At 64.7% G+C, this 11196-nt stretch carries 10 protein-coding genes; 5 read left to right on the top strand and 5 right to left on the bottom strand.

The annotated features are described in order from the left end of the window. Position 1 precedes the first annotated feature (1 nt). Positions 2-766 carry a molybdate ABC transporter substrate-binding protein gene (gene modA, locus GDA49_11355; GenBank protein MBC6440978.1) on the bottom strand — a complete coding sequence of 255 codons (765 nt, stop codon included), beginning with the start codon at positions 764-766 and terminating at the stop codon, positions 2-4. Between the two features lie 19 nt (positions 767-785). Here modA and GDA49_11350 point away from each other — a divergent pair, with 19 nt between their 5' ends. Together GDA49_11350 and GDA49_11345 are read left to right on the top strand one after the other, a co-directional pair. Beyond that, positions 786-1064, top strand: coding sequence for a hypothetical protein (locus GDA49_11350; protein ID MBC6440977.1), 279 nt, complete (start codon positions 786-788; stop codon positions 1062-1064). A gap of 14 nt (positions 1065-1078) precedes the next feature. Then, the gene (locus GDA49_11345) at positions 1079-1264 is read left to right on the top strand and encodes a hypothetical protein (protein MBC6440976.1); all 186 of its coding nucleotides are present in this window, start codon (positions 1079-1081) and stop codon (positions 1262-1264) included. Positions 1265-1273: 9 nt separating this feature from the next. Here the strand turns inward: GDA49_11345 and GDA49_11340 are convergent, their stop codons facing one another. From GDA49_11340 to GDA49_11330, 3 genes are all read right to left on the bottom strand, one after another. Beyond that, positions 1274-3292 (bottom strand): CocE/NonD family hydrolase, encoded by a 2019-nt coding sequence (locus tag GDA49_11340; protein MBC6440975.1) that lies wholly within the window; start codon positions 3290-3292, stop codon positions 1274-1276. A 65-nt stretch (positions 3293-3357) separates the two neighbouring features. Then, on the bottom strand, positions 3358-4962 hold the full coding sequence (locus GDA49_11335) for an ABC transporter substrate-binding protein (protein MBC6440974.1): 1605 nt from the start codon (positions 4960-4962) through the stop codon (positions 3358-3360). Positions 4963-5228: 266 nt separating this feature from the next. Further along, positions 5229-6134 carry a 4-hydroxybenzoate octaprenyltransferase gene (locus GDA49_11330; protein MBC6440973.1) on the bottom strand — a complete coding sequence of 302 codons (906 nt, stop codon included), beginning with the start codon at positions 6132-6134 and terminating at the stop codon, positions 5229-5231. Between the two features lie 15 nt (positions 6135-6149). On the opposite strand from GDA49_11330, the gene GDA49_11325 reads away from it, so the two are divergent. Then, positions 6150-6896 carry a 16S rRNA (uracil(1498)-N(3))-methyltransferase gene (locus GDA49_11325; GenBank protein ID MBC6440972.1) on the top strand — a complete coding sequence of 249 codons (747 nt, stop codon included), beginning with the start codon at positions 6150-6152 and terminating at the stop codon, positions 6894-6896. Between the two features lie 30 nt (positions 6897-6926). Next, complete coding sequence (locus tag GDA49_11320; protein MBC6440971.1) at positions 6927-8288, top strand: glutamate--cysteine ligase; 1362 nt, start codon at positions 6927-6929, stop codon at positions 8286-8288. A gap of 349 nt (positions 8289-8637) precedes the next feature. On the opposite strand, the gene tldD is transcribed toward GDA49_11320, so the two are convergent. Next, on the bottom strand, positions 8638-10068 hold the full coding sequence (gene tldD, locus GDA49_11315; GenBank protein ID MBC6440970.1) for a metalloprotease TldD: 1431 nt from the start codon (positions 10066-10068) through the stop codon (positions 8638-8640). Positions 10069-10329: 261 nt separating this feature from the next. Between tldD and coxB the strand changes: the two genes are divergently transcribed. After that, complete coding sequence (gene coxB / locus GDA49_11310; GenBank protein ID MBC6440969.1) at positions 10330-11190, top strand: cytochrome c oxidase subunit II; 861 nt, start codon at positions 10330-10332, stop codon at positions 11188-11190. Positions 11191-11196: the final 6 nt, after the last annotated feature.

The following is an 11196-nucleotide window of genomic DNA, read 5'->3' as shown; positions in this document are numbered from 1 at the left end:
GTCAGGGCGGGGCTGTGAAACCCGCTTCGGAGAAGGCCGCGATCCCCTCGGGACCCGAGAGAAAATCCAAGAACCGGCGGGCCGCCTCGCCGTCGCCGGCCGCCACCACGGCGGCGGGGTAGAGAACGGAATCGTGCAAGGTACTCGGTACGCCGGCGACCACCACCACCCGGTCTGTCACGGCGGCGTCGGTGGCATAGACGATGCCGAGCGGCGTCTCGCCGCGTTCGACCAGCGCCAGCGCACCGCGCACATCCGCGGCGCGCGCCAGGCGCGGTTCCAGGTCCGCACGCAGGCCCAGAGCGTCGATCGCCTGCAGGGCATAAATGCCTGCCGGGACATGAAGCGGATCGCCCACGGCTAGCCTGCCATCCTTACCGAGACCGATGTACAGTGTTTCCGTCAGTCCGGCACCCCCGAGTCGTTGTCCGGAATCGGCCAGACCGATCAGAACCAGGCGATTACCGGCGACCGGTCGCCTTGTGCCCTCAGCCAGCAACCCCTGATCATCCAAGTAGTTCATCCAGGCCGGGTTTGCGGCAACGAACACGGCAGCTGGTGCTCCATGTTCGATCTGGCGCGCGAGCGAGGAGCTCGACGCGAAGGCGGTCAGAACCGGGATGCCGGTGTCCTGGGTGAAGCGATCGGCCAGGGCAGTCATCGCATCGGTCGTGCTTGCCGCGCCGAACACCACGATGGGTGAGTCCTCGTCGGCGTGCACCGCCATCGACAGGCTGAGAACGAGGCCGAAAACGACTCGTCCCAATCTGTGGATTGTTCTGGGGATGCTGCGCGACGGCATGGCTTCAAAGGTCTCCCGTTCTGGTTACACGGTGATTCGTTCAACAAATTCCGTGCGTTACGGACACCGACAAGGCTCGTTTCATCCACAGCAATTGAACGATGAACGCGGTTCACTGGAATGCGCGGCGGAGGAACGGGACGTCAACAAGCCCCGATCCGACGAGTTGGGGGGACATGCCGTGGCCCGCGCCACACTTTCGGCCGAACGTATCGTTGGGACCGTCGAAGCGTTGATCCGCGACAGCGGGTCGACGGACTGAACTGTGCGCAAGCTGTGCAAACGGCTGAAATACGCACCAAGCGCGATTTATCGCTTTTCCCCGGAGGCGTCAACGCGATCGGCGCGGAGATCCGCAGCCGTCATCTCGGCGAGCTAGCCCACTTCCTTGTCGAGGCCGAGGCCGATCACGACGCCGACGAGGCCGCGTATCCGGAGCGCGTTCGTCAGACGATCTACTGACCGCGTGGGTCAGGAGCAGGTACGGGGGATGTTGGGCGACCAGTCGCGCTCGAACAGGGTCTCTCCGTTTTCGCGAACCGTGAGACGGCCGCGCGGCTGAAAGGTCGTCGGGGTCGACGAAAGCTCCGCCACGCAGCGCACCTCGACGAACCAGTCGTCGCGTCGATAGCTCAGGCTGTGTTCGACGCGGCATGTTGCGCTCTGGGGACTGCCCGGCAGGACCGTGTGCTCGCAGCGCGTCTCCGAACCGAATTCCAGGCCGGTTGCGCCGAAGCGGACCAGCGATGGCGTGTTGTGCCAGGCGGCGGTGATGCGGCCGGTCTCCGAGTCGTGTTGCACCGTGCGGTCGACGATCGCGTTGCGCAGCACTTCGTTCTGGGCGTCATGCGCAGGCAGCGGTCTTGCGAAGGTGACATGACGATCGGCCGCATCATCGCCGTTGCGCCGCGGCAGATGGAGCCGTGCGGAGGCCTGCTCGATGCTGAGATGCGCCAGGTCCGGGGCGGGCCAGATCTGCGGCCAGCATGAATCGGCGAGCACCAGCCGGATGCGGTGGCCCGCCTCGAAACGATAGGCGGTGTTGGGGAAGACGATGCGGCAGCGGCGACGACCGCTCTCGGCAAGTGTGTCATCGGGGCTGCCGCCGTCGTCGAGCGCCAGGTTGCGGATGACATAGCTGACGCGTCCGACGTCGCCCTCGGGCGGCACGTCGTTGAGGCGCACGTGCAGTGTCGCCACCGGCTGGTCGGACAGCACCTTGAGCTCGAGCACCGGCTGGCCCAAGACGTCGAAGGGCGCCTCAAGCGGCGCGGACTCGAACACCAGTGCGCCCACGTCGTCGTCCTGCTGGGCCAGCGGCAGACCGCCCACCCGACCGAAGTAGCCGGTGTCGCCGGCCTTGAGACCGACGACGCCCGAGACAGGCACCGCGGCCGTTCCTGTCGGTGGCTCACCGGACCCGTTGAGGCGACCATCGGCAAGATGGAACGTCTGGGGCGTCACACGGGGCGAGGGCCAGAATATCTCGGCGATCCAGCATCCCGTGCGCTCGGCGACCCAGTCGGCCGGCTGCTGGTACTCCATGCGCCAGACGCGCAAGTGAGGCTCCCGGTCGATGCCGGTGTCGATCCCTTTGAGCCAGCGATCCCACCAGCGCAGCGCTTCCTGCTGGAAACCGATGATCGGACCCGGGTTGCCAGAGAAGGCGTAGTGATGGCCCCAAGGCCCGACAATGCCCCATGCCCGGTCGCCGAGCTGTTCGAGCAGGGTCATGACCGTGTTGCTGTAGCGGTCGGCCCAACCGCCGACGGCCAGGACGGGACAAGCGATCGCGTCTGGGTCTTCGTTGACCGCACCATGACGCCAGTAGTCGTCGCGCCATTCGTGGCGGATCCAGTTCTCCAGAGGGAACGTCTGGGCCTCGAGGCGGGTCATCCACTGCGCCCGCCAGCCGTCGCCGACCGACTGCGGATCCGGTGGGGAGGCAATGATTGCCGGAAGCTGGGCACCCCACTCGACCGTGTCGGTCAGCAGGCAGCCGCCCATATGGTGGATATCATCATCGAACCGGTTGTTGGTGCCGCAGCAGGCCAGCACCGCTTTCAGGGCGGGATGCCGCCGCTGCGCCGCCTGCAGGCTGGCCGTGCCGCCCCAGGACTGCCCGAACATGCCGACGTTGCCGTCGCACCAAGGCTGTTCGCTAAGCCAGGTGATCACGGCGATGGCGTCATCAAGTTCGTCAGCGCCGTACATGTCAACCATCAGGCCTTCGGAGTCGCCCGAGCCACGCATGTCGACACGCATCGACGCATAACCCGCGGCTGCAAAGACCCTGTGATTGCGCTCATCGCGCAATCGGGTCAGGTCGCGCTTGCGATAGGGAATGTACTCAAGGACGGCCGGGACCGGCGCGCGTTCGGCACCCTCCGGCAGCCACAGACGCGCGGCGAGACGCGTGCCGTCCGGCATGGGAATCCAGAGATGCTCGACCTCGCAGAAGGCGACGGTTCCGTCATCACGCGATGTCATGGCGGCTCACACAGGAGATGGGTCGGCGCCAGATACGCCGCCCCTCTCACAGTCCGTGCAGACCGTCAGGCCTCTCCGTCGGCGGCCCACCATCGGCGGGCAAGCCGCGAGTCGTCGAGACGGCGAGTGCCGCCGACCGCACCGTGGGCCAAGCGGTCGGATGCGCCGATGAGCGAGCTGGCGAAGGCAACCACCGTCGTCCCACCGTCCATGTTCAGGATTTCCTGAAGCTCGAAGTACATCTCGCGACGTAGAGTCTCGTCCGGTTCCCCGCGGGCGGCAGCCAAGACCGAGTCAAAGTGCTCGTTCTTGAAGTACGTGTCATTCCACGATGAGGACGAGACGTAGGTCGAGGTCAGCATCCAGTCGACCGTCGGGCGGCCGCTCCAGTAGACGCAGCACCACGGTGCCACGCGCCAGACCTCGGACCAGTAGCCATCACCCGGCGCGCGGTCGACGGTCACGTTGATACCGGCCTCCTTCATCGACTCGGCCATCAGCACGCTCATGTCGACCGACCCCGCGAAGGCGCCATCGCTCGCCGACAGCGTCAGGTCGATGCTGTCGAAGCCGGCCTGCTTGAGGTGATAGGCAGCCTTCTCGGGATCGTATTCGCGCTGCGGCAGATCGGTGTTGAAGAACTGCGTGTTGCGGCCGATCGGATGGTCATTGCCGACATAGCCGTAGCCGCCGAAGATCTTGTCGACGATCTCCTGCCGCTTGATACCGTACTTCACGGCGAGCCGGAGATTGTTGTCGGTGAGCGGATCCAAATCGGTCCGCATCGCCGTCGTGTAGTGCTGGGTGCCCGGCACCTCGAGCAGCGAGTAACCGGAGGTCTGGCCCAGCAGGCCGGCAGTACGCGCGTCGGGCTGGCCGATGACATCGGCCGAGCCACCGAGCAACGCGCTCGAGCGTGACGCCGGGTCATCAATGTTGAGAATCTCAACGGAGTCGAAGTAGCCCTGATCGTCGCGGTAAAAGTTGGCATACTTCGCACCGATGAAGTTGATGCCGGGCTCGAACTCCTCCAGCGCGTAGGGGCCGGTCCCCGGCGCCGTCTCCCAGTCTGTCGTGCCTTCCGGGCCGATCAGCAGTCCGAACGCGGTCAGATGGGTGGGCAGGTCGAAGTTCACCTCGTTCTGCACCATCACGACGGTGTCGGGTCCGTCGGCACGAATCTCGCCGAGCGCGCCGATGATGTTCTTGCCTTCAGCGAAGAGGTTATCTTCGCTGCGATGCAGATTGAGCGAGTAAACAACGTCGGCGGCGGTTACGGTCTTGCCGTTGTGGAACTCCGCCTCGCGCAGCTTGAAGGTCCAGGTCGCGCCGTCATCCGAGACATCCCAGCTTTCGGCCAGGCTGCCCATGGGCGAGCCGTCCGGGCCCGGTTCGGTCAGCGTGTCGAATCGGCAGAAGGCCGCCTGCGTGATGTGGTCGGCACCTTGCGCCTTGAGTGGATCGAAGCTGTCGACCGCCGCACCGCCGTCGCAGCCGATCGTGACATGTCCGCCGTGCATCGGTTCGGCCACGGCAACCTCGGACCAGAGCGTGCTGGCCGCAGCCACGGTCAGGCCGGACGCTGCAGCGGCGTTCATGAACTCGCGGCGGTTCAGGCCGCGCGTCACGGCAAGTGCTCTCAGGTCGTCATGGTTTGTTGATGTCGGCATCGTGTCCTCCCTCTAGGCCGCCCAGGCCGGTTCGTTGTCGCTGATAACAGGCTCAACATGTCGTGAAAATGTGAGAGCAGTATTCCACCACTCCATTCTGCCTCGCAATCAGAATTATTGATCAGAATTTCACTGTCAACAGCCCCCGAAACTGCAGCCTTAGGGTTTCTGCTGCTGGCCTCATCCCGTTTCGAGCGATGGGAACCGCCTTGAACAAAGACGCACACGCCTGCAGACGGTACCCCGCAGTCAGTCGACGCTCCTGCCTAGGTCACCAGAAGAACCAGGAAGTAGTAGATACCGATCTGGCCGTTCGACGCGAAGCGCTGCTTGCAGGAGTTCGGATCGTCCAGGATGACCGTCCTGACCTGCCAATTGAGCTGAGCGAGGATCACCAGCAGGAAGGGGTAGTAGTACCAGGCCCGATCGGTCTCGATGCCGGCAGCGACCAGTCCCACCACGAACAGAACGTAGAAGACGGACACGATGGGTTTGGTCCTGTTGCCGAAGCGCAGCGCGGTCGATTTCACACCGATCTTGATGTCGTCGGCCTTGTCCTGGTGAGCATAGATTGTGTCGTAGCCGATGGTCCAGCAGATGCAGCCGGCATAAAGCATCAGCGGGGCGAGCGAGAGGCTTCCCTCCATGGCTGTCCAGCCGACCAGCGCCCCCCAGTTGAAGGTCAGACCCAGGAAGAGCTGGGGCCAATAGGTCAGGCGCTTCATCAGGGGATAGAGCGCGACCAGCCCGAGCGATGCGGCGCCGATGATGATAGCGGCCTTGTTCAGCTGCAGAAGGACGGCCAAACCGAGCAGGAGCAGGAGTGCGAGATAGATCAGGGCACCGCGCAGCGTCACCGCGCCGCTGGCGAGCGGACGGGTCCTGGTGCGTTCGACCTGGGCGTCGATGTCGCGGTCGAGGATGTCGTTGATCACGCAGCCTGCCGCGCGCATGACGATCGCGCCGATGAGGAACAGCACGAAGAGGTCGACGTGGAGCAAGCCGCCACCGGCCAGAGCCACCGACCACCAGCACGGCCACATCAGGAGCCAGTAGCCGATCGGGCCGCCGGCACGCGCCAGGTGGAGCCACGGCCGCAACGGCCCGGGCGCGCGGGCGTCGACCCAGCTTGCCGGTGCGGCGGGCTTCGGGCTATCGCTGGAAGCGATCATCGCCTGAGAGGGTCCATGCGCCGTGACGGGCGGCCCATGCCGCGCCTCCATGTCTCGTCTCCGCTGTCGGCGGACGCGCCAGTTGCGCTGCCATCCGAACAGCGTCACTATCTCGCACGTGTCATGCGGCTCGGGCAAGGCGATGCGCTGCGCCTGTTCAACGGCGTGGACGGCGAGTGGCTGGCCTTGTTCGACGGCGACGGTGCTATCTGTTCGGAACGGCTGCGTCCGCAGGTTCTGGCCGACGGTCCCTGGTTGTTGTTCTCGCCGCCGAAGAAGAATCGCCTGCGCTTCCTCGTCGAGAAGGTCACCGAACTCGGTGCCACACGCCTGCAGCCTGTGACGCTGGCCCGGACGGAACCACCGCTCGCGCGGCGGGACAGAATGGAAGGCTGGGCGCTCGAGGCTGCCGAGCAATGCGGCCGACTGGACCTGCCTGACTGCGCCGATCAGCAGTCGCTTGACGATCTTTTGAACGGCTGGCCCGAGGTCAGACCCCTTATGGTTTGTGACGAAACCGGCAGCGGCAGACCCGCAGCCGATTGGCCCGATGGCCCCGCCGCCTTTCTGGTCGGCCCCGAAGGCGGCTTTGCGCCCGAGGAGCTGGAACGCCTCAAGGCCCGGCCCGCGGTCGTGCCGGTCTCTCTGGGGCCCAACATCCTTCGGGTCGAGACGGCCGCCGTGGCTGCGCTTGCCGCTTGGCAAAGTACGCGGGCTGTGGCACCCATCGCGACTGATCGGGACGGGGCGTCCGCTCCGTGACCCATTCCACGGCATAGGGGGCGACCGGCCGTGTCCATTCCTTCCACGCAGAACACGACACCGATCACCAGCAAGGCGCAGCTCATCGAGCGCTTGGAAACCGGGTGCAAGCCCAAGCAAACCTGGCTGATCGGTACCGAACACGAGAAGTTCGCATACGACGCCACGACCTTCGCGCCGCTGACCTACGATGCGCAGAACGGCATCCGGGCCATCCTGGAGGAACTGCAGCGCTTCGGCTGGGAGCCGATGAACGAGGGCGAGAACGTGATCGGCCTGAGGAAGGACGGTCAGCACGTCTCGCTTGAGCCGGGCGGTCAGGTCGAGCTTTCGGGCGCACCGCTCAGGACGCTGCACGAGACATGCCGGGAGGTGAACGCCCATCTCGACCAGTGCAAGGAGATCGCCGAGGAACTCGGCATCATCTTCCTCGGCCTTGGCTTCCGTCCGCGCGACACGCGTGAGGATGTGCCGTGGATGCCCAAGGGCCGCTACAAGATCATGCGCGAGTACATGCCCAGGGTCGGCACCATGGGCCTCGACATGATGATCCGGACCTGCACGATCCAGGCGAACCTCGACTTCGGCTCCGAGGCCGACATGGTGCAGAAGTTCCGGGTCGCCCAGGCGCTGCAGTCGGTCGCCACCGCACTCTTTGCCAACTCGCCCTTCACCGAAGGTAAGCCAAACGGCTACGTCTCCAAGCGCGCCCATGTCTGGACCGACGTCGACAACGACCGCTCCGGGCTCCTGAGGTTCGCCACCGAGGACGGCTTCGGCTTTGAGCGTTACGTCGACTATGCGCTCGACGTTCCGATGTACTTCGTGATGCGCGACAGCCAGTACATCGACGCCTCGGGCATGTCGTTCCGCGACTTCCTTGAGGGCAAGCTGCCCGCGCTGCCCGGCGAAATCCCGACCGTGACGGACTGGGAAGACCACCTGACCACGCTGTTCCCCGACGTCCGCATCAAGCGCTATATGGAGGTGCGCGGTGCCGACGGCGCAAGCTGGCGCCGCATCTGCGCGCTGCCCGCGCTGTGGACCGGCCTGTTCTACGAGCAGACGGCGCTTGATGCCGCCTGGGACCTGGTGAAGGACTGGACCTGGAACGAGCAGGTCAAGATGAAGGACGACGTCCCGTCGATGGGCCTGAAGGCGCCCTTCCGCGACGGCACCGTCCAGGACGTCGCCCAGAAGATGCTGGCGATCTCGTGCGAGGGCCTGCGGCTGCGGCGCGAGTACGATGGCAGCCTCGACGAAGTGCACTTCCTCGACTCGCTGATGGAGATCGTCGTCTCCGGCCGCACGCCCGCTGATGACCTGCTCGATCGCTACGAGAACGCCTGGAAGGGTGACATCGAGCGGGTCTTCACGGAGTTAGCGTTCTAGATACAGTGAACGACGCAGACCGGCCTCCTGTTCTTGCACATCGCCGGTTCGATGCGGATCGTGTGCAGTTCCGCGGTCTCGATCTCAGGCAACGTTTCGTCAGGATTCATCGGACCAACCTCTGGGGGGCCGCGACGTCGACCTCCGGCCTGGGCTCCGAAGACGCCGAAACCGATACCTTGCGGGCCGCGCTTCCGGTCCTGCTGGCGCGACTGCAGACCCGCGTGCTGCTTGATGCGCCATGCGGCGACGCCAGCTGGATCCGGCGTCTGAGTCTCGATGTCGACTACGTCGGCATCGACATCGTGCCCGATCTGATTGCGCAGCTGTCGGCCGAGGCCGATGCAGGTCAGGCCTGCGTGCCGCCGACCGTCAGTGCCTCGATCAGCATGGTCGGCTGGCCGACGCCCACGGGCACGCCCTGGCCGGCCTTGCCGCAGGTGCCGATGCCCTTGTCGAGCGCCATGTCGTTGCCGATGGCCGATACCCTGGTCAGAACGTCCGGGCCGTTGCCGATCAGGGTCGCGCCCTTCAAGGCCGGCCCAACCTTGCCGTTCTCAATCAGGTAGGCCTCCGACGCCGAGAAGACGAACTTGCCGTTGGTGATATCGACCTGCCCGCCACCGAAGTTGACGGCATAGAGACCCTTCTTGACCGAGCTCACGATCTCCTCGGGATCGCGGTCGCCCGACAGCATGTAGGTGTTGGTCATGCGCGGGATCGGCTGGTGCGCGTAACTCTCGCGCCGGCCGTTGCCGGTGACTTCATGGCCCATCAGCCGGGCGTTCATGCGATCGTGCATGTAACCTGTGAGGATGCCGTCCTCGATCAGCACGGTGTTGGAGGTCGGCGTGCCTTCGTCGTCGATCGCGAGCGATCCGCGGCGATCGGCGATCGTGCCGTTGTCGACAACCGTGACGCCGGGCGAGGCGATCCGTTTGCCCATCAGGCCGGAGAAGGCCGAGGTCTTCTTGCGGTTGAAGTCGCCTTCCAGGCCGTGGCCGATCGCCTCGTGCAGCAGAACGGCCGGCCAGCCCGGACCCAGGACGACCTGCATCTCGCCCGCAGGTGCGGCGATCGATTTGAGATTCACGAGGGCGCAGCGCAAGGCCTCGTCGGCCTGGGCCTGCCATGCCTCGGGCTGGACGAAGTCGTGACAGAGCATCCGGCCACCGGTGCCCATGCTGCCGGATTCCATGCGATCACCGTCGCCGACGACACAGGATACGTCGAGTCGGATCAGAGGGCGCACGTCGGTTGCCTTGCTGCCGTCGGCGCGCAGGATGCAGACGACCTGCCAGTTGCCGGTGAGTGAGACGGTCACCTGGCGCACGCGATCATCCTTGTCGCGCAGGTAGCTGTCGATCTGCTGCAACAGGCGCACCTTGTCGTCGAACGACATCTCGCTCAGCGGATTGGCGTCGCCATAGAGCTGCCGGTTTGTGCCCGTCGGCGCTGCGGCGATCTCGCCGGCGCGGCCGTCGACCGCGCGCACCGTGTCGGCGGCCCGCTTGACCGCGGCTTCCGAAAGTTCCGAAGCGTGAGCATAGGCCGTCGCTTCCTCGACGACGCGCCGGATTCCGATGCCCTGGGACACGTCGTAGCTGGCCGTCTTGAGCCTGCCGTCATCGAAAGCCAGAGCTTCGGACTGGCGATACTCCATGAAAAGCTCGCCGTCATCCGCGCCGCGCAGGGCATCGCCGACAATCCCGACAACACGGCTTTCGTCCATGCCGCTCCTGGTGAAAAACAGCTCGTCAGGTGACGGCGTCTGGCTCATGGCAACTCTCCTCGGTTCGACTTCTCGATATGGCCCCTGTCGCAGCAAAGACCATCATCCTGAAAGTGAGAATTCCTCACATTTTCGGGCAGTTTTTCACGTTGTCACGGGCTTGTGAAACGCGCTCCGGCTCGTGTATTGTCCGCATGTAAAGACCATCCCTTGGCGACCCGGATAAGGGGGCGGCGGGCCTGAAATCCGGCTCACCGGGATGGTACGCTCGGCTTGCGGATACGTACCCGGTGGTGTCCGCAGCAAAATATAAGGAGAGACGCGGTGAAAACATCGCTCCTGGGTTTCGTGGCAGCGGCTGGTGCCGTTCTGGTGGGCGTATCTTCGGCGCTGGCGCAGGAAACGATCGGCGCCCCGGTAGAATGGCAATGGGGCTTCCAGGAAGCCCAGTCTCCCATCATGGAACGCATCTACTCGTTCTACGACTGGGCCCTCTTCCCGATGATGATCGTCATTTCGGCGTTCGTTCTGGCACTGATGGCCTACATCTTGTTCCGCTTCAAACGGAGCAGCAATCCGGAAGCATCGACCAACACACACAACACCACGCTCGAGGTGGTATGGACGGTCGTGCCGATCCTCATTCTGGTCGGCATCGCCATTCCGTCCCTGCGCCTGCTCTATTACGAGGAAACGATCCCCGAGGCCGACATCACCATCAAGGCCGTCGGCTACCAGTGGAGCTGGTATTACGAGTATCCCGATCACGGCGGCATTGAGGTCGATGGGTCGTATGTGCCCGAAGACCAGCTTGAGCCCGGGCAACTGCGCCTGCTGACCACCGCCGAGGCCGTCGTGCTGCCGGTCGGTCAGGTCATACGTGTGCAGTTGACCTCCGAAGACGTCATCCACGCCTGGGCGCTCCCAGCGGCTGGCGCGAAGATGGATGCGGTGCCGGGCCGCCTCAACGAGTTCTGGATCGAGCTCAACACCGAGGGCATGTACTACGGCCAATGCTCCGAGCTTTGCGGTCAGCTCCATGGTTTCATGCCCATCATGGTCGAAGCCGTGTCGCCCGAAGAATTCGAAGCATGGGTGAACGAGCAACAGGTTGCCCAGGGCAAGGTGCCGGCCGACAAGGTCGAGTTGGCCGCCAACGACCAGAACTGAACCGGT

The organism is Rhodospirillales bacterium, assembly GCA_014323865.1.
In the GTDB taxonomy this organism is placed as follows: Bacteria; Pseudomonadota; Alphaproteobacteria; order SP197; family SP197; genus SP197.
This window is presented reverse-complemented; position numbering and strand designations above follow the sequence as displayed.